Below are 20,314 nucleotides of genomic sequence, written 5' to 3' on the forward strand. Positions count from 1 at the left end.
CTAATATATTTTACGGATAATTTCTAGATGATCTGTAGAGATGTGATCCTGTAATGTGATGAATCTATAACCTATAAGATCGCAAAGCTGTAGCCCATAATACGATGAAGCTATAACCTGTGAGATCACAAAGCTGTAGCTCATCATACGATGAAGCTATAAAAGACTATACTCCTATACTATTTTATCCAGAGAAAACCTTCTCCTACGCAAAATGTAAATGAAGATCGTGTAATAGAATCTATTCTAAATACCGAAAACTATATCGAACACTGTATCTGAAGATTAAGCTTTATCTAAAATCATACTCCATACCAAGTCGTACGATATTTGCTCGTACAAAACAGACAGCATAACAAAAACAGGCCCGAATACTCGGACCTGTTTGGCATATCCTGATCCTGTTAACGACCTGAACGCACGCATATACCAGCCTCTGAAAAGTTTAACAAGTACCCTGGCATAGCACCTATCCATAATTGCGATCACATTGACCAGATTCAAGGATTAAATTACAAAATAACAACCTCTGGCTCTGGCACAAAGCCGAAGCGTGTGTGTACACCATCCTGCACAAGACGAATCAGATACAGCACATCCTCTGCCGTTGCACCACCGACATTTTGAATAAAGTTGCCGTGATATGGTGAGATACGTGCATTGCCACGCTGTGTTCCGCGTAGCCCCAACTCATCCACAAGCTTACCTGTCGGTTGACCAAATTCATAATTGTTTTTAAATACCGAGCCACAGCAGGCATGGTCAAAATGGTGCTTACCGCCGCGATCCGCGATCACATCATGAAACTCCTGCGGCACGTCATAGCCTTCGGCAGATAGACGACCGATCCAATCCTGGTAATAGCGGAAATATTCAGGCAGACTCGACGAAGCTGCACTGGATACCTTCATCTCTTGCATCAGAGCTGCCCAACGCTCTGCCTCAGGTAAGGTATATTCCCCTATATGCAGGTCTGCTCCTACGATCACCCACGGATTTTGCTGGAAAATGGATTGCTTATACGCATACTGACATTCAGCCACACCAATATGCTGCATGCCCTGCTCCGGGCGCGTGACATCGATATAATACACACGATCCAGCAAGCCGCTAATATCATAATTGAAATATTTTGCATTCATATAAATACCTGCCCCCATCGTGCCAGGCAGCAAATACGTAAATTCCATCCCTTTCATCCCGGTCATTACGCCAATCAGCGCCAGCCAGGTCATCGGTACACCTGCCGATACGAACAGACGATCTTCGCTAAAGGTCAGCTCCACATGACGCTTGAGCGACAGAAACAGTGTATCGTCCTGCGGCTGATCTGGAAACAGGATGTTCGAGCCCATGCCGAACCATTTTACATCTAACCCCTTATGCTTACTTCCCTCAAGCAGCACAGCAAGCTCTGCTGTTGTTGCTGGAAGACCGAGATGACGTGCTGTACCACCAATCTCATAGGTCGAGTAAGGCGCCAGACTCGCATTCAACTGGCATAATTCATCAAACTGTAGCGTATTCAAATTCATCGTAACCCCTCTGCTCTACCTTGTATTCTCTCATTTTATAAGTGTAAGTTGTTCCCGTACAAGACGGTCATCGCATGCTTGTATGCTTATTGTCGGTGTGCTTGATTGTATGCTCATTCAATTCATCATGTACCCTGATATCATCCTGATGATTCACAATCCGGTTCATGTACACCTCTCACGGACAATAGCCTACACATCTATACATGCATCGCTATATCTGCATCTTTTCCATTATATGATATGCTCCCGTGAAAACCCAAGCATAAAAATATAATATTCTTTTCATATTTCAAAACAGGGCGATAATTTAAAGTGGATATGCGAGCAATTTGCATCATTTGTCAGTCATCAGCGATCATATATCGAGCATAATAGCGAAATATCCGCAAATAAATTGCATTTTCATGACTTTTTCAGCATATCCGTTGACTAAGCTTGTGAACAGGCGTAAAATTTGAAATTGCGTTCATTGTTTGATGAAATACGGAATTTGATAAATACAGGCTTTTCTACATTATATGATTAAAGGTGATATTAATGTCCACACATCCATACCGGATTTTATTGTTTTATAAATTCGTCGCACTTGAAGATTCAGAGACGCTAACTGCCGAGCATTTGCAATATTGCAAAGACCTGGGCGTTAAAGGTCGCATTCTGATCTCGCCAGAAGGCATCAACGGCACATTGTCAGGCACATGGGAGCAAACCGAGCAGTACATGAATGATCTGCGCGCCGATGCTCGCTTTGCTGATGTCGTGTTCAAGATTGACGAATCGGAAGGTCATGCGTTCAAAAAAATATTCGTTCGTCATAAGCAAGAGCTGGTTACATTCCGCTTAGAGCAGGATGTCGATCCGAATGTGACAACAGGTAAACACCTGTCTCCAAAGGAATTTTATGAGCAATTACAGCAAGAAGATGTGATCGTGATCGACGGTCGCAATGATTATGAATATGATATTGGTCATTTCCGTGGTGCGATTCGTCCAGGCGTGGAATCTTCCCGTGAGTTCCCAGAATGGATTCGTGAGAATCTGAGTCAGTATAAGGATAAAAAGATTCTAACGTACTGCACAGGCGGCGTACGCTGTGAAAAGCTGTCCGGCTTCCTGATGAACGAGGGCTTCAACGATGTGGCTCAGCTGGATGGCGGTATTGTGACGTACAGCAAAGACCCTGAGGTGCAAGGTCGTCTGTTTGATGGTAAATGTTATGTATTCGATGAGCGCATTTCGGTGAAAATCAACCATACCGATGAAGATGTGGTGGTCGGTAAATGCTTCCACTGTGAAGACACAACAGATCATTATGTCAATTGCCCGGTTTGCAACTTGCAGCATATCGTTTGTGATAGCTGCGAAGATGAGCATGAGCATTATTGCTCGGATGCTTGCCGTGAGCAAGCACTGGTTGGTTGATTGGAACGGCATCGCCTTTCATTCTAGTGCTATGAATCGACGTCATATGATGTCGATGATATGTACAATATTGCAATGTGAGTTTTATGAAGACTCTAGCTTATTGCTGACGATGCTTCAAAGGGAATCGGCGAGTTGAAGCTAGATGGAATGTTGAAGAACGAACCTTGATGTAGAAGGTTCGTTCTTTTTTTGTGCTATTTTTATCGAAGACATACATTCTACTTCTAGCTACTCCTTGATCCCCCTCCAGCCAGCTTCAATGCTTCAACATTTTTGTACAATCTGTTACATTGAACGTACAGGATAGACGATATAGCATAGGTTGGTTCTCGCACGGCTTGTGATGAGCTACCGCTTACGATTTTACATATTACGAAATGAATAGATTCGTCTAATTCTTCATCGTCTTCCTCCTCCCCATTCGATCGGCATATTAGATAAAGCGAGGGTATTTGCCATGTTTATAGAAAGTGATGAACGGAAGGAAATCTTTTTTACGGAGCCGCTTTTGAATGAATTATATGTGATGAATGTAGGATATGAGAAATGCTTGCCTCGTCACAGTTTTGGGCCTCAAATTCGAGAGTATTATGTGTTGCATTATATTTTGAGTGGTAAGGGCACATTTCGATCACGAGCTACAACGTATCATTTAAAAGCAGGGAATTTCTTTCTAATCGAACCGAATGATGTGTACGCGGTATATGAAGCAGATGAGCAGGAACCGTGGGAATATGTGTGGATCGGCTTTCAGGGGGAACGCACGGCAGAAATATTACAGCAGCTTGGTTTTCATGCTCATGCGCAGGTAGGCGAGCTACATAATCGTTCTGAAGCAGAGCGTTATATTCACTCACTTATTACAGATCATCTGGAGCAGCGGCATCCGATGTTAAGGGTTCAAGGAGACTTTTTTCGGATATTGTCTTATTTCCATGTGGATCAAAATATGCACCAGATGAATTCGAATCCTCGTAGTCCGAAGCACTATGTCGATCTGTTCATTGCTCATGTACGTACTTCCTATGGAAATCCAGAGTTAACGGTGAATAGTATTGCCCGACAAATCGGCATCCACCCTACTTATTTAACACAGCTGACAGGCGCTGAGCTACAGCAAACGTCGCTGCAATATTTAACCAGCTATCGTATGCTACGCGGCAAGTTTTTGCTAGAAAATACAGATTACACTGTGGAAAAGGTAGCTCATGCAGTAGGTTATACCAACCCACTATCCTTTGCACGAGCATTTAAACGTTTATTTGGCGTGGCTCCAGGCTTTTATAGTAAGCGGCATCGTCGTTTGGATTAGGTATACGTTCCAATTTCGAATACTGCTGTCTATTCTTGTTGCTATAGATCAGAATCGGATAAGCAATAAGCACACTGATGATGTGCAGCATATCATTTGTGTTTCGGGTAGCATCCTCTACTTTGATCCGAGGGTGCTATTTGTGTTATGTGCTGGTAGCTTAACATATGGGAAATGGTATAGTTTTCATTTGGTATAGCTATAGGAAAGCGATAGCAAAGGAATACAATGAGGGTAGCGCTAGCTGCTTGCTTATACGAAATAAAGAGATAGCCAGTGCGCCTTGATTAGATCCAAACAAAGGAGGAAGAAACAAAATGACTCGCTTGTATGAATATCAAATATATGGTGTTAATACTTTATTCGAGCTAGACGATCAGCAACGCATCCGATTGCTACACTTATCCAGCGCTCCTCTGCCTGATGCTGAGGATATTCCTGAACAGCGCAAGCATGCAAGTGTACTGGTTGAGCTTCAGCTTACCGGATTCAATCAACCAGGTCATAAAGGAACACGATTATCCAACACGATGCCAGGTGCAGCATTGACATTCCAGCATATCGAGCAGCAGGAGGATCGATTGTCGATCACACAGGCCTATGAGCAAGCCTGCTCGCTTATAGTTACGACACATATACAGTTTTTTCCCGGCATACGTATCGTTAACGTATGGAATGAGATTACGAATACAGGTACAGAACCATTTGGGATTGAGTATATCTCTTCCCTCCATATTGTAGGGGTAAATAGCACAGGCTCCTCACTTCCTTACACAGCGAATCATCTATATCTTCCCCACAATTCATGGACAGGAGAAAATCAATGGCAGAAATACAGTCTACCAGAATTGGGTCTGCTCTATGCATTGGACGGTGAGAAATTGCAGGATTCTACCAAGGTCATCTCGGTCTCTAACAATTCCTCCTGGTCTTGCTCACAATTCGCTCCGATCGGTATTCTGGAAAATGACTACACCGGCATGACTACCTTCTGGCAATTGGAAAGCAATGGCGCATGGCATTGGGAGCTTAGCGATGCCGCTCTTGGCAAAGAGCTCGCGCTACGGCTCAGCGGGCCTACCGAGCTACACAATCACTGGTGGAAAAACCTGCAAGCTGGCGCATCCTTCAGCACTATTCCGGTAGCGTTCGGTGCTATACCTGGTGGCTGGCAGGAAGCGGTCTGGGAGCTGACCCGCTATCGCCGCGCCATTCGTCGTCCGAATGAAGATAACCGATATTTGCCAATCATTTTTAATGATTATATGAATTGTCTGTCTGGTGATCCGACCACGGAGAAGGAGTTTCCTCTTATCGATGCAGCTGCTACTGCGGGCTGTGAATATTTTGTAATTGATTGCGGCTGGTATTCCGATGGCTACTGGTGGGACAATGTAGGCGAATGGCAGCCCTCCGAACAGCGTTTTCCAGGCGGATTGATTGAGGTGATCCAGTACATCAAATCCAAAGGCATGATCGCTGGTCTGTGGCTGGAAATTGAAGTGATGGGTATTAACAGCAAACTGGCAGCGAGCTTACCGGATGATTGGTTTTTTATGCGTCATGGTAAACGCATAATCGATCATAGTCGCTATCATCTTGATTTCCGCAATTCGCAGGTGCGTGACTATGCAACATCTGTTATTCATCGCCTTGTGCAGGATTATGGCATCGGTTATATCAAAATGGACTATAATATCACCACTGGCATCGGCACGGATCAGCATAGTGACAGCATGGGCGATGGCTTACTAGAGCATAATCGAGCTTATCTACAATGGCTGGATGATATTTTTGCAGCTTATCCTGAACTCGTTATCGAAAATTGCGGTAGCGGCGGTATGCGCCATGATTACCAGATGCTTGCAAGACATAGCATTCAGTCCATTACAGATCAAACCGAATATGTACGCAATGGCGCTATTGCCGCCGCTTGCGCCGCCAATGTCACACCAGAGCAAGCGGCTATCTGGTCGTATCCACTACGTGAAGGTGATCGTGAGGAAGTGATTTTCAATATGGTGAATACGATGCTGCTGCGCATCCACCAGAGCGGACATCTGAGCGAGCTGACGGAAGACCGTCTGATACTCGTCAAACAGGCGATTGACGTGTACAAGGATATTCGTTCCTATATTCCAATGGGACGCCCTGTATGGCTAACCGGTATTCCACTTATCGATGACGAATGGTTCAGCTTCGGCATCGAAACAGCTGACCGTCTGTATCTTGCTGTCTGGCGTACACATAGCTTAAATGACCATTTTAGCGCAACCTATTCTACCCAATCGATCCAAAGCGTTACCCAACTCTATCCGAATCCAGCAGCAGATGAGAATACATCCTATTACGTACACGGCAATACGATCCATTTCAACTTTAAGCAAAATAAAATAGCTCGCTTGTATGAGATACGTACAGATCATAATGAAGCAAGATGAATACATGCTTCATAACTATATTATGAAGAAAACACATGTTAGTACCTTTACAACCAACTTTAATCTCGTTTACATCGTCTATATTATATTTCTAACTAAAAGAAAATGGAGCAGAAGGTATCTGCTCCATTTTCTTTATTTTCCCGTTTCGGCAAAATACTTAATTCGCTCTTCAATCTCATCACGTACACGCTGGAAAAAAGCCCATTTTTCTTCTTCTGTACCTTGTGCTTTGGCTGGATCTTCAAACCCCCAGTGTTCACGACGGACATGAGGTGGTGTCATTGGACATTTGTCTGCGGCATCTCCACATAATGTAACGACAAAATCTGCATTGTTCAAAATCTGAGGATCAATAATATCAGAAGTTTGCTTCGAAATGTCGATTCCGACTTCCTTCATAGCTTTTACAGCATTGGGATTTAATCCGTGTGCTTCAATTCCTGCACTATATACATTCCATTCTTCACCCAAGTATTTCTTTCCCCAGCCTTCAGCTATCTGGCTTCGACAGGAATTGCCCGTACATAGAAAATAGAGCGTTTTTTTAGACATTTATATTCTCTCCTTTGAGGATCAGCATTTAAGCGTATCGTTATGTAAAATGCAATGATCCTTTAATAGTACTAACATTGTTAGATGAGTCTTATTCCCTAATAATTTAAGATAGTGAGCTACTTCATAAAGTTGATCCATAATAAACTTCGTCTCTATATAACTGTACGCTTATATGCTAGCGAATATTTGTGCAATAATCAAGTAATTTATCCATAAAAAAACTTGCAATATGCAAATTAATCATTTATAAAAGAGTAGAGGTGATCGGTAATGCAAAACAAAAGAGAATTATTCCAAGTCATGACACGGCGTTTTGGTTTATTAAATAAAAATTGTTGTAGTATCGGTGGTCATGATATATCTGTGGCACAAAGTCATATCTTATACGAGATTGATCAGCGTGATCATCCTTCCATGCAACAAATTGCAGATATATTAGGAACTGATATTACGACATTCAGTCGACAAGCACAAAATTTGATTAAAATGGGGCTTTTAACGAAGCAAGCTGATCCAAATGATCGTCGAGTTTCTCTGCTTATTTTGACATCTGATGGACAATATATAGCAAACACGATCAATCAACAAATGAATAGCTATCTAGACGAGGTCTTTTCTTATTTAACACCGTTTGAGCAGCAAACGATTATTCATTCTATCCAGTTACTTAATGAAGCTATGGCAAAATCTGATCGTTGCTGTTCACCTATCCAAGAAGAATGAACTAATTTACTTGCAAATAACAAATATTATAAAAGCATATTTATATTATCTATTTCAAGGAGTGGAGAACATTGAATACACCAACCTATGATCAAATTCGTCGAAATGTTCGAGAACATTATGAAGGAGTTGTTACTCAGAGTCAGTTAACTAGCTCTTGCTGTCAAACCAAAGTATCCTATGACCCAGTTAAGGATGTGGCTCACGTTTCAGCGCAACTTGGATATTCTAAAGATGAACTTCAATCTGTACCTTTAGGAGCGAATCTAGGACTTGGATGTGGCAATCCCCAAGCTATTGCTAGCTTACAGCCTGGTGAAAATGTACTTGATTTAGGGAGCGGTGCTGGTTTTGATTGCTTTCTTGCTGCACGACAAGTTGGCGAAAATGGAAGAGTTATTGGTGTAGATATGACACCGGCTATGGTAAGTGCAGCTCGTACACATGCCGAAAATTCTGGAAATACAATCGTTGATTTTCGGTTAGGTGAGATCGAACATTTGCCTGTTGCTGATGGAACCATTGATGTAATTATTTCGAATTGCGTGATTAACCTTTCTCCAGACAAAAAGCAAGTCTTTCAGGAAGCATATCGTGTATTACGTTCTGGTGGACGATTAGCCATTTCTGATATTGTAACGACAGCTGAATTGCCGTTTGCTATCAAAAATGATACTCAAGATTTGTACAGTGGATGTATTTCAGGGGCGTCATCTATAGAAGAACTTACAACTATGATGAAACAGAGTGGGTTTACGAATATCCTTATTCAACCAAAAGAAGACTCAAAGGAATTTTTAAAAGAATGGCTTCCTAACACACCAATAGAAGATTATATCGTATCTGCTGTAATACAGGCTGTTAAGGCATAATGAAGGGTGGTTTATCAAGATGACACATATTGATCACACGATAAATTTAGATATTCGAGCCGTACAAAGAGAAGACCTTCCTGCGATATTGACTATTTATAACCAAGGAATAGAAGATCGTATTGCTACGCTAGAATCGGAAACGAAAGATCAATCTTATATAGAAGCATGGTTTGAAGAGCACCAGGATAGATATACTGCATTAATCGCACAGCGTCATGGAACGACAGTAGGCTGGGCTGCTATAAATCGATATTCGCACCGATGCGCTTATGATGCAGTAGCGGATTTATCTATTTATGTTACACGTGATGCTAGAGGAACAGGAGTTGGTAGTCAACTCCTTGCCTCATTAGAACAAGTAGCTCAAGAAAATAAATTTCGCAAAATTATATTATTCACCTTTCCTTTTAATTATGCCGGGCAAGGCTTATATCGAAAGCAAGGATATCGTGTAGTAGGTACCTTTGAGAAGCAAGGCGTTTTAGATGGGAAATTAATTGATGTAATGATCATGGAAAAAGTTCTCTGAACTAAAATTTATTTTATATATGTATCAGAGATGAGCACATCCCCCAGTTTGTGCTCATCTTTCTGTTGTACTTTCTCCTATCCCTTGACCGATCCCGCCGTCATTCCTTCTACAAGGAATCGTTGCATAAATACAAACATCAGCACGACTGGCAATACACTAAGCACCGATGACGCCATCAGGCTACCCCAGTCCGTCTGAAACAATCCTTTGAACAGATAGATTCCCGGCGTTAATGTCCGATGCTCATCATCATTAATAAATACAAATCCAAACATAAATTCATTCCACGAATTCAAAAAGGCAAACATTCCTGCTGCAATCATACTCGGTAGCGACACAGGCAACAGGATGCGAAAGATCAACGATACGCGTGAGCATCCATCGATCTCTGCCGCCTCCTCCATATCCATCGGTATCGAATCGAAAAAGCCTTTCATCATAAATGTACATAGCGGCACTGTGAATGTCGTGTACGCCAATATAAGCGAAGTGTACGTATTAATAAGTCCAAGATCCTTCATCGTTAAGTACAGTGGAATCAGTAATAATACGCCCGGAATCATCTGTGATAGTAGCATCGCTACACTGAATAATTTCACTCCGCGGAAGCGAATGAAGCGACTGAGCGCATAACCAGCAAAAATCGAGATCATTAACGATAATGCGGTCACAACGACCGAGACGAATATACTATTACGAAAATAGGTCAAAAACTTCGACTGCGTAATCACATTGATAAAATGTTCCATCGTCGGATGTGCCACGATAAAGCTAGGCGTGATCGTGCGAATCTGATCGGTTGGCTTCAGCGCGGTAACTACCATCCACAGAAAAGGGAACAAACAATAGAATGAAAAGCCAAGTAAAACAACATAGGTTAAGATTTGAAAAAACAGCTGTTTTTGCTTGCTCATCAGCATGGCGCGCTCTCCTCTCTCTATTAGCGATTCGTTTTACGAACAGACATAAAGTAATACAGCAAGAACGCTGTCATCATAAACCCGAGCATCATCGATGCTAACGCAGACGCATAGCCAAAGTTATACGTTTGCATCGCATACCGGAAAATTTGAATCGGTAGTGTTTCCGTAGCATATAATGGGCCGCCCTCGGTCATCACCCATATAAAGTCAAAGTTGATCGCTGTCCAGATCAGGTGAATGAAGATGATCGTCAGCGATATGCTTTTCAATTGCGGCAATACGACCTGGAAGAAGCGCACGCGTACACCCGCTCCATCAATTGCAGCCGCTTCCAGTATATCCTTGGATACCGACTGTAAGCCTGCCAGTAAGCTGATCGTATAGAACGGGAAGCTGCGCCAGATGTTTACGAAAATGACAGTATACAATGCGGTATTCATCTCGCCTAGCCAGTTGTACGGCTGTGCGATGATGCCCATTTTCACAAGCCAGTAGTTAATAATGCCATAGTTCGGGTCAAGCATCCATGTCCATGTCATACCTGCAATGACGATCGGTACGACCCACGGAATAATAATAATGCCGCGGAACAATGCCCGACAGCGAATATTCTGATTAAGGGCTAACGCTGTGATTAATCCAAATACATATTCACCAGCAACAGATAGGAGCGTCCATACAAATGTATGTCGCAGCGCCGCCTGAAAGTTCTCATTTTGTAGGACGGCTACATAGTTGGATAATCCTGCAAAGCCAGATAATGCTTTATTCAGCATATTGATGAGCTGAAAGCTGTCCCACACCACGGTAATGAGTGGGTACGCATTAAGCAATATAAAAAACAATAGCGCTGGAATAACAAAATAATAAGCGACCATTCGAATTCGTTTCTCACGTAGAGTCACACCACTCACCACTTTTTCTGAGTAATGAAAGCAAGCGAAGCCAAATGTCCTTTAGCCAAAACAAGTATACTCTGGCTCCGCCTGCTTTATTAGCTCTATTCTATTTCTGTTTGTTCGTTCTTCATAAAGCTACACTGCTTATCATTTGGCTTGTTCATGCTAGATTTTATTTCTTTGCACGGATGCTATTCATTATAATTTTGCTGATCAAGCTACCTGTTAAACCATCCTATTGGTACATTATTTAGCTACTTTTACAGCTATCGTTTAGCTACCGCTTAATTGCCCGCTTGCCTTCAAGCTATCGTTAATCGCCTGACCAAGCCATGCTGCTACTGCCTCTGGCGAATCATTTTGTAGCATTAGACGTGCCAGTGAATCCTGCATCGCCTGTGTTACGCCTCCAAGCGAGATCGGTGGGAAGTTCACGCCTTGAGAAGTCAGCTCCATGAACTGCTTGCCCCATGCGCCTGTAATGGCATCACTACGTGGGGCAGACGATGGATTAACCTTGGATTGATATTCCTTGCTCATCAGGAAGGAAGCGAATTCCCATGTTTTATCCAGATGGTCTGATTTGTACAGATACAGTGGCGCGATTTCCAGAAATGTGGCTGGCTTGCTGCCGTATGGCGGTGGCGCGATTTTGACATCCTTCATGCCTTCCGGATTCTCATTCGTACGGCCCTCAATCCATGAACCGTTCACAACCATTGCATACTGAGCGAGCACAAAGTTCTGATCCTCTTCTTCCCAGCCCCATGTCTTTCCATTCGGATCAATCGTGTTGCTGCTTAGCAGGTCTTTGTAAAATTGGAATACCTGCGTTGCTTTTTTCATTTGATCCGAGTCTTCCTGCCAGGTGTTTTTGTACTTACCTCCACCCTCATCCTTCACAAGCTGCACATCGTTTTGCGCCAGATACGTCATCAACTCCTGCGAGGAGCGTACACCGCTCGCTGAAATGCCGAAGGCGTATTTACCTGTTTTCTGCTTGATCACAGGGCCCATTTTTAATAGTTCATCCCATGTTTTGGGTGGTGCATTATAGCCAGCTTGCTTGAGCAGATTGTCATGGTAGAGTAGTGCACGGATACCGATGTAATTCGGAAGCGCTTTCACTTTTTCGTCAATAGTAAGGCCTTCCATGATGTTCGGGTACAGCTTATCTTTATCTGCCCATTTGTCTACATAAGGGGTCAAGTCTGCCAGTGCATCCATCTGATTCAGCTCACCGAACCATTCGCCCAGTCCCCATGTCATATCCGGTGCATCGCCTGCCGTTACAGCGGCAATCAGCTTCTGATGCATGACATCATAGGAGATAACCTGCATATTCACCTGTACGTCTTTATGTTCATTGTTGAACTGTGTAATCTGCTGCTGGATTTCTTTGCCCTGATCCGTGCTTGGATCAAGTGCCGCCCAGAAGTTCAGTGTTGTTACTGCACTCTCATTGCTATTGCTGCTTGCTCCGTTCGATGAACTGCTTCCGCTACTACAGCCCGCTAGCAGGCTGAGTACGACTCCAGCAACAATGGTTAGCTTCCACGCTTTGGTTAATTTCATTGTCTTCGTCCTTTCTCTGATTGCCGTCATCATGATCGGGCTTGTTAGCCTAGTTCTATTGTATGCAGGACAGGCCTTAATGCCGATAAGGTGAAATTCAGATTATAGTTGAAATTATTCAACACTTCTGAAATTATTCAACACTTCGCCATTCTTGCCCCCAAGCTGCTCCTGTTTGAATTGACTTGGCTGTATGCCGGTTGCCCTTTTGAACACCTGACTAAAATAGCGTGCATCCGCATATCCAACCCGGGCGGCCACCTCGTATGTTTTCAGATCGGTATTGAGCAGTAGCTTTTTCGCCTGCTCCATCCGAATACGTGTTAAAAATTCTAAAAAGCTTTCCTCGTTTTCCTCCTTGAACAGGGTACAGAAATAATTTTTATTAATGAAAAAGCGACGTGAAATCTCCTCCAGTGTCACTGTGCAATAATGCTCGCTGGCATATCGCTTAATCTGTGAAATTAACTGACGCGCCGTTTTCGATTTAGTTTGCTCGGACGATTGGTTCATATGATACGTGATCAGCTCATACAGACGATGCTTCATCTGCTCCAAATCAAGCTCCTGCATACTGGAACGAATCTGTGCGAGTAGCATGAGTGTGTGTTCGTCCTTTTGCTCGGATTCCAGGCGCTGGAGTAATCGCGTAATATTCGTCTGTAGTTCATTGATCGTCATCTGCTCCAGCTGGCTATTTTCTAATAGCTGTTCCAGCTTATCGATTAATGACATCTGGCTATCCAGCGCTCCGGTAGTGAGCATCATATGCAGCCATTCGTGTATTTCTTCCCATGCCGCCGCATGAGGATATACGGCTGCTGGTCCTGCCAGCTCATCATAAAAGGCAATCGTATCCCGATCCCCAAGACGTAGCTGTTTCACTGCATGTCTTGCCTCCTGATACGCACTTTCCATCGCAATAATACGCTTTTTCCGCGCGCTGATCCCCAGTTTCACGCTTACGCGCAAATACGAGGATAACGCCACCTGTATCTTTTTCAGCATATGCTGTAGGGTCAGGCGATCCTTCTCTACAGGCTGGAAAAATAGAAATTCATGATACCCATTCAGATTGCGAAAAATATCCGTCTGCTCATCATAGACAGCCATACTTTCTCTCACAATATTGCGCACGGCAAAATAAAACGAGCCCTTATCACTTTGATAGCGACTGACAATGCTAGAATTCACATCTAGCAGCTTGATCATTACGATATGGTAGGCTTCCTCGGGCACGGTGATTTTCAGTTGCTCCGCTTCAACGATAATCTCATTTTCATTACGTGTGTGCGTATTCAGTAGATGGCTGATCCATTCATCCTGCATCAGCTGTAAGCCCTGATATAAGGCCACCTGTTGCTCGCGATGCTGATATCGGGATTGCGATTCCTGTAGCAGTTCTACTTCCAGCCGACTGAGCAGATGCAGCAGCTCTGCCTCATTGACTGGCTTGAGTAAATAATCAGTCACCTGTAGTAAAAAGGCAGCCCGCGAGTATTCATAATCGCCATAGCCACTCAGCACCACCACCTTCGCATGACTCGGCGATTGCTTGAGCCACGTCAAAAACTGCAATCCGTCCATATGTGGCATCCGAATATCGGTTAAGATCACATCCGGCTGCTGCTGTTCTACGATCTGACAGGCTTCCTCGCCATTATAGGCATGACCGACAATCTCCCATCCATATTGCGCCCAATCGAGACATTGCTCCAGCTGTCTGTGTATGGTCACTTCATCATCGACAATTAATACTTTCATGCCTGATCAACCTCCTTCAATGGTAGTCTGAATGTGAGTAGGGTACCTGTATTCGGCTTGCTGCTAATCTCAATTCCATAGCTAGTCCCACAGATTAGCTTGATTCTCGTCTGAATATTAAGCAGCCCGATCGAAGCACCTGTAGCCTGTGAGAAAATCTCATCGTGATTGAGCGAATGCCGTAGCTTCTGTAGCGCATCCTCATCAATACCTACGCCATTATCAAGCACATGGAAAGTGAGGGTGCGCTGCTCCCAATCGGCTGAGGCGCTAATTCGCATCAGTTTTTTCCCGTGTAGTAATGGTAGTAGTCCATGCTCGACTGCGTTCTCAACGACAGGTTGCAGGATGAGCTTGGGAATCCACAGATTACGAATCGACGGCTCCAGATGAATCGAGATTTTGATACCATCTGGCAGACGCTTGTTGATGATCAGCATATAATTACGCACATGGGAGATTTCATCCTTGACCTGCACCCATTCGCGATTAATATCGATATTGTAACGATACATATTGCTTAACGACTGGCATATAAAACGCATTTCCGGCACCTGATTCACCATCGCAATATTCGAGATCAATTGTAAGGTATTGAATAGAAAATGAGGTGAGATCTGCGATTGTAGCGCCTTGATCTGAGACTCTTGATTTTTGAGCTGTAGCTTTAATTCATGATCGACATGCTGCTCAATACGGTGAGCCATTTCGTTAAATTGCTTTCCGAGAAAAGCGATCTCGTCCGTTGTGGACAGACGTACCCGCACATTATATTTGCCACGCCGAATATCATTCATTTTGCTGCATAGCTCGATAATCGGTCGGGTAAGATTATGACTTAACCAGGTCGCTAAAATAATGCTCAACAGCACGGAGAAGGCGATAATCCCAATCGCAAAGCTACGGAAAAACAGCAAATGCGGGGCAATATTGAATTCATAGCGTAGCTGATTGCCACCTGTTGGCAGATCAATCTGAATCGTTTCGGAATAGTCAGCGGAGGGCTTGGTTTGTGCCGTACGATAGATCAGCTCATGCTGAGGGCTCCAGATTGTAATTTGCCCATTTTCAAAAATATTGTAACGCTCCACTAGCTCAGCAAATGGCTTTTCATCCATATCAATGACGAGTACCGCGAATGGACGACCGATCATTTTAATCGGATATAAATAACGTAAAATCGGCTGTCCATAGATGCTGTCCTGATGAATCGTAAAGGTGGGCTTTTGATAAGGTGCCTGTAAGGGAGCGATTGTCTCCTTGTTATATTGCTGATTCAACCGTAAGTAATAGTAAGGGAAAAAGTCAGCATACACATGACCATCAAAATCGAGAATGTACATGCCCTTGATGTCCTTTTCCTCCAGACGACTATACGTATTCAAATAAAACTCCTTCAACTGAAAGGTTACATCATAATTCGGCGTCTCACCGGGATGCTCCTGTACGCTCTTATACAGCTTATGCACCATCGTATAATTGGTATAGATCTGATACGACGTTTCCTGCATTTCATTCATATATTGCTGGATTTGTAGCTGTAAATCCTCCGAGATTCGGGTTTGTGCAAACAGACGATTTTGTTCGATATTTTGAGATACCTGCCATAAAATGACGATCGATGTGAGTAATAACGGACAGATCGTCGTAAGTAGCATAGCCAGTGCAATTTTAGTACGTATCCTTCTCGTCTTCATTTCGCTTCACCCGCTCGTTCGAATTGTACAACTAGACTATATCTCTACGGGAAATGGATGCACCCGTATACGCTGTGCATCCATCCCTGTACTATTCAATTTGCTCGCTTTATAGCTTTATCGGTACAAAGTAATCTATATTTTATTGATTTTCAGATTGATACGTATCACCAGTCACACTGCTAGCGACTGGTACAGGTGTTACAAATGGGGCAGCGATCTGAATCAGATCGATATTAGGCACATAGTTGTCTGCACCAGCATTGCCAAACTTGATCGTATTCGCGCCAGCTTTTAGCTGTACATCAAATGTCGTTGTCTGGAAGCTGCTCCAGCTGCGTGTATTATGGAAATAACGTGACTGCGTTTGATCACCATTGACCGTAATATTGGCAAGACGATCCACTACATTCGTATTGTACTGGTGATTACCTTCCACCTCAGCATTCGCAAAGGTTACCACCATACGATACGTGCCTGCTGTTGGTACATTGATATTATTGAATTGCAGCGTATTATTGGCGCCGCTACCAATCCAGCCTACATATTGTCCGCCCGATGCACTGGATGAGCTTTCCACTTTTGCCGTACCGGATAAGGTATTATTATTCGCTTCAGCTTGATAAGAGCTCACATCGCCTGTGCCCTGGGACACATTTAGATAATCCAGCACGGTGGAGCCTGAATTGCCACTTGCATGGCTATAGCCAATACGGTTAATTCCTGCCTGTAAGTACACGGTCAGACTTTCCGTATTCCATGTCGCTGTAGGTAGTAGCGATACGGTTGTTAAGTCTTCTCCATTTACCGTAATATCTGCCTGATTATTACCTGTTGCAGCATAACGAAGATCCAGGTTGTAATAGCCATTGTCAGGCACCTGAACTACATATTGCGTCGAAGCTTGCTGCGAGCCCGGCAGTGTTACATAGCCTGTACCGGAATAACCTGTGCGATTACCGTAATCTACGGTTGCTGCACCATCTACTTTAGCATATTCCGCTTCGTAGCGACCCGCATTGTTCACGGTTGACTGGCTTGTATCCGGTGTAACGATAAGCTGATAAGCAGACTTTGCCTTCAAGTTACTCAGCGGTACATTGATCTGTCCATTAGAGATAATATAATCGCCTTCCTGCACGACATAAGGCCCACTCGAAGGTGAGGTTCCTGTGCTGTCCACACCCCATACCGTTGCGTGTACACGTTGACCGTACGTATTGGCGGATAGACCCTTTACAGCAATATTGGTGCTGTACGTATCGTCAGGATAGGAGCCACCGAACAGCACGCGTACTTGCTTTTTCGCGTCATCGACTGTAGCCAGACCCTGGAACGAGCCTGTTGTTGCTGTTGGTGTGGTCGCTACGGTATGTCCGGTCATTTCGCCGTACCATTTGTACAGCCACCAGCCGCCGGTCGGCTTGTTATTTTGCGTGACCAGATCATTCAATGTGCCTGCGGCTGACCAGTACGCGAGCATACCGTTGACCTTGCTATTTTCCAGACGGGTTACCCACTGAACAAGCTCACCTGGTATTCCCAGATCAGATGGGCGTGCATATTCATTGATCGCAATCGGAAGCTTGCTAATACCCAGCTTCTGCTCTACGCCTCTATAATGATTGTAGTGATTGTACCAGTCAGTGAAGAAGTCATTGTTCAGCTCATGCCAGATGATCTCGTCTGGTACTACATTGTTCTGCTGGGCAAAGTTCATGAAGTCTTCCATAAACTTAGCGTTATAGACAGACGTTGTCGGGCCACCAATGCGAGCATTAGGATCAAGAGATCTGATGCGCTGGTAAGCTGTTTTCCAGTCAGCGAAAAATTTCTTTTGTGCATCACTTCCTGTTTGGAATAAACCCTGGTACCAGATGCCGTCAGGCTCATTGAAAGGAACATATACAAATTTGGAATGGTTCGGATCAGCAACTACTTTAGGTACCATCGTATCAATTTTGGATAAGTAATCGTCCATTCCCAGATTTTCATAAGGCCAGTTTTTATAAATATCCTGCATATAGATCTGAATTTCCTTACCGCCAGCTTCAACAAATTCTGGAGCAACTTTTAACGCGTCTCCATTGGGATGCTGTAAACCATCGGGAGCCTTTTGCGCGATCGCCTGCGGGCTTAGCGGTGCCAGCATATTGAGATTGGGCACGCCAGGGCTACCGATTCCGTACAGAAAACCAGAAGCGCCGTGCTTAATATCTCCCGTGTTTTGCGAAACGTCGACTGTAAGCTGCTCCGCTGCTGCCTGAGCTGGTGTGATCGGTAAGAGTATAGAGGCAACCAGACCAACCGTAAGTAAACCGATACCCCATGTTTTTCTTTTTCCCATGTGTAAGCTCCTTTAACATAGAATGGTGAAACGGGACGGTATCTCTAATATCCCGAAACAGAAAGCGATTACAATCTGCTTCACAGCTAATTTATCAACTGTAGAATCAAATGGGTAGGGGAGAAAATTTGGGACGATGTTGTATATATTCAGAATTTGAACAATCGTGTCGATGTATCAGTGAACGATCACAGGATGTGAATGTCTAACCTAGTTCATGACAAAAAGACAATGAAGTGCGCCCACTGCACACGTCATTGTCCATCATTTTCGTATTCTACTCACTACCTCTGGCTACACTCGATTATGATATTCCAGCGTATTCAGCTGTACCGCCTCCTGCTCGGCTACATAATCTGCATAAGCTCGCGCTAACCGCGCAATGCCCTTCTCGATCTGCTCCGCATTACAATAGCTAAAACACAGACGTAGCTGATGTCCCACATCACGCTGCGGATAGAAGCTACGCCCATCCACAATACTCACGCCATACGCGAATGCGCGTTGTTGTAGCTCAGTCGTATCGATCGCTTCGCCAAAGCTAATCCAGAGGAAAAAGCCTCCCTCTGGCAGTACATAACTAACCGCATCGCCCAAATGACGATCAATCGCTGCTGCCATCACATCCCGTTGCTGACGATAATGCGTGCGCAGCCGCTCCAGATGTTCATTTATATCGATATTTTGAAGAAGAGCCGCGACAATCTCCTGTGTAAACACACCTGTACTGCCGCCCAGCATGAGAATACGTAGCCGCTGGATAAGCTCTGGATGGGCAATCATCCAGCCAAGACGTAGACCGGGCGCAATAATTTTCGAAAAGGTATTCAAATAAATGACGCGCTCCGGCGCTAAGGAATACAGCGTTGGCCACGGCTGACCTGTAAAATTCAGCTCTCCATATGCATCATCCTCTAGCACGTAAAAGTGATATTCACGTGCCAGCTCTACTAATCGATGACGCTTAGCAACCGATAACGTGACTCCACCCGGATTATGATAGGTAGGCATCGTGTACAGCAGCTTCGGCAGTGGACGCCCTGTGGCGCGCGCCTCTTGTAGCGCCTGCTCCAGTAGCTCCACATTCAGACCATCTGCTTCCAGTGGAAAGGCTCGAATCACCGCACCAGACAATCGAAAAGCCTGTAATGCACTGAAAAAAGTGGGCGCTTCCGTCCATACCTCATCCTCTGGCTCTAACAATAGCTGGGCGGCCAGTGACAATCCCTGTGTAGCGCCATAAGTAACGAGCACATGAGCCGAATCTACATCCAATCCATTACGATGTGCACGCTGCTCGATCCATTTCACAATATCATCCGGGCCGGGTGCGCCTGAATATTGCAATGCTTCTCTGCCATGCGTACGAATCGCTTCACCAGCAGCCTGATCCAGCGCTGCCAGCGGAAATAACTCTGGCGCTGCAAAGCCAAATGATAAATGCACATGATCCTCATCTGTTACCGTTGTACTGCCAATCGAGGGCGTACGCGGAATATGACGTGATAATCGCGTGAGATCAGGTGAATGAGAGGCTTGTTTCATCGTTACACACCACCTTTCGTCTCGTTAAAGAATCGCATGGTCTGACTTGCAGGCAACAGCAATAGACACACCGTAAAATGAAAAACGATGCACAAAATATAAAGTGCCTCTTACGATCCCTCGAATCTACCCTTTCTACCTAAAAGATCCTGCTCGCCAG

The 20,314-nt window shown here is 44.2% G+C and carries 16 protein-coding genes; 7 read left to right on the forward strand and 9 right to left on the reverse strand.

Translation table 11 applies throughout. The features are described from left to right. Positions 1 to 512: 512 nt before the first annotated feature. Entirely contained in the window at positions 513 to 1,535 is a 1,023-nt protein-coding gene (locus SK066_RS12490; RefSeq protein ID WP_320541739.1) for a UDP-N-acetylmuramate dehydrogenase, read from the reverse strand. Between the two features lie 37 nt (positions 1,536 to 1,572). Here SK066_RS12490 and SK066_RS23155 point away from each other — a divergent pair, with 37 nt between their 5' ends. From SK066_RS23155 to SK066_RS12505, 4 genes are all read left to right on the forward strand, one after another. Beyond that, the gene (locus tag SK066_RS23155; protein WP_407673823.1) at positions 1,573 to 1,812 is read left to right on the forward strand and encodes a hypothetical protein; all 240 of its coding nucleotides are present in this window, start codon (positions 1,573 to 1,575) and stop codon (positions 1,810 to 1,812) included. Positions 1,813 to 2,075: 263 nt separating this feature from the next. Further along, positions 2,076 to 2,960: an oxygen-dependent tRNA uridine(34) hydroxylase TrhO gene (gene trhO / locus SK066_RS12495; RefSeq protein ID WP_188774799.1), complete on the forward strand. Its 885-nt coding sequence runs from the start codon at positions 2,076 to 2,078 to the stop codon at positions 2,958 to 2,960. Positions 2,961 to 3,471: 511 nt separating this feature from the next. Beyond that, positions 3,472 to 4,275 carry an AraC family transcriptional regulator gene (locus SK066_RS12500; protein WP_320541740.1) on the forward strand — a complete coding sequence of 268 codons (804 nt, stop codon included), beginning with the start codon at positions 3,472 to 3,474 and terminating at the stop codon, positions 4,273 to 4,275. 317 nt (positions 4,276 to 4,592) lie between these two features. After that, a complete protein-coding gene (locus SK066_RS12505; RefSeq protein ID WP_320541741.1) occupies positions 4,593 to 6,716 on the forward strand; it encodes a glycoside hydrolase family 36 protein in 2,124 nt (707 codons plus the stop codon). Between the two features lie 135 nt (positions 6,717 to 6,851). On the opposite strand, the gene arsC is transcribed toward SK066_RS12505, so the two are convergent. Continuing rightward, positions 6,852 to 7,271, reverse strand: a complete 420-nt coding sequence (gene arsC / locus SK066_RS12510; RefSeq protein ID WP_188774802.1) for an arsenate reductase (thioredoxin) — start codon at positions 7,269 to 7,271, stop codon at positions 6,852 to 6,854. A 273-nt stretch (positions 7,272 to 7,544) separates the two neighbouring features. Between arsC and SK066_RS12515 the strand changes: the two genes are divergently transcribed. From SK066_RS12515 to SK066_RS12525, 3 genes are all read left to right on the forward strand, one after another. Continuing rightward, entirely contained in the window at positions 7,545 to 7,997 is a 453-nt protein-coding gene (locus SK066_RS12515; RefSeq protein WP_320541742.1) for a MarR family winged helix-turn-helix transcriptional regulator, read from the forward strand. 71 nt (positions 7,998 to 8,068) lie between these two features. Beyond that, on the forward strand, positions 8,069 to 8,869 hold the full coding sequence (locus SK066_RS12520) for an arsenite methyltransferase (protein ID WP_320541743.1): 801 nt from the start codon (positions 8,069 to 8,071) through the stop codon (positions 8,867 to 8,869). 19 nt (positions 8,870 to 8,888) lie between these two features. Continuing rightward, the gene (locus SK066_RS12525) at positions 8,889 to 9,401 is read left to right on the forward strand and encodes an arsinothricin resistance N-acetyltransferase ArsN1 family A (RefSeq protein ID WP_188774805.1); all 513 of its coding nucleotides are present in this window, start codon (positions 8,889 to 8,891) and stop codon (positions 9,399 to 9,401) included. 77 nt (positions 9,402 to 9,478) lie between these two features. On the opposite strand, the gene SK066_RS12530 is transcribed toward SK066_RS12525, so the two are convergent. The 7 genes from SK066_RS12530 to SK066_RS12560 form a co-directional block, all read right to left on the reverse strand. After that, positions 9,479 to 10,318: a carbohydrate ABC transporter permease gene (locus SK066_RS12530; RefSeq protein ID WP_320541744.1), complete on the reverse strand. Its 840-nt coding sequence runs from the start codon at positions 10,316 to 10,318 to the stop codon at positions 9,479 to 9,481. Between the two features lie 26 nt (positions 10,319 to 10,344). Then, complete coding sequence (locus SK066_RS12535; protein ID WP_320541745.1) at positions 10,345 to 11,232, reverse strand: carbohydrate ABC transporter permease; 888 nt, start codon at positions 11,230 to 11,232, stop codon at positions 10,345 to 10,347. A 267-nt stretch (positions 11,233 to 11,499) separates the two neighbouring features. After that, positions 11,500 to 12,801, reverse strand: coding sequence for an ABC transporter substrate-binding protein (locus SK066_RS12540; protein WP_320541746.1), 1,302 nt, complete (start codon positions 12,799 to 12,801; stop codon positions 11,500 to 11,502). Between the two features lie 114 nt (positions 12,802 to 12,915). After that, complete coding sequence (locus SK066_RS12545; RefSeq protein ID WP_320541747.1) at positions 12,916 to 14,565, reverse strand: response regulator transcription factor; 1,650 nt, start codon at positions 14,563 to 14,565, stop codon at positions 12,916 to 12,918. Beyond that, positions 14,562 to 16,262 (reverse strand): sensor histidine kinase, encoded by a 1,701-nt coding sequence (locus SK066_RS12550; protein WP_188774809.1) that lies wholly within the window; start codon positions 16,260 to 16,262, stop codon positions 14,562 to 14,564. The genes SK066_RS12545 and SK066_RS12550 overlap by 4 nt, the downstream gene beginning before the upstream one ends. Positions 16,263 to 16,404: 142 nt before the next feature. Next, positions 16,405 to 18,609, reverse strand: coding sequence for a CBM35 domain-containing protein (locus SK066_RS12555; protein WP_320541748.1), 2,205 nt, complete (start codon positions 18,607 to 18,609; stop codon positions 16,405 to 16,407). A gap of 294 nt (positions 18,610 to 18,903) precedes the next feature. After that, positions 18,904 to 20,154 carry an aminotransferase-like domain-containing protein gene (locus SK066_RS12560; RefSeq protein WP_320541749.1) on the reverse strand — a complete coding sequence of 417 codons (1,251 nt, stop codon included), beginning with the start codon at positions 20,152 to 20,154 and terminating at the stop codon, positions 18,904 to 18,906. Positions 20,155 to 20,314: the final 160 nt, after the last annotated feature.

It is taken from the genome of Paenibacillus hunanensis, assembly GCF_034055775.1.
GTDB classification, from domain to species: domain Bacteria; phylum Bacillota; class Bacilli; order Paenibacillales; family Paenibacillaceae; genus Saccharibacillus; species Saccharibacillus hunanensis.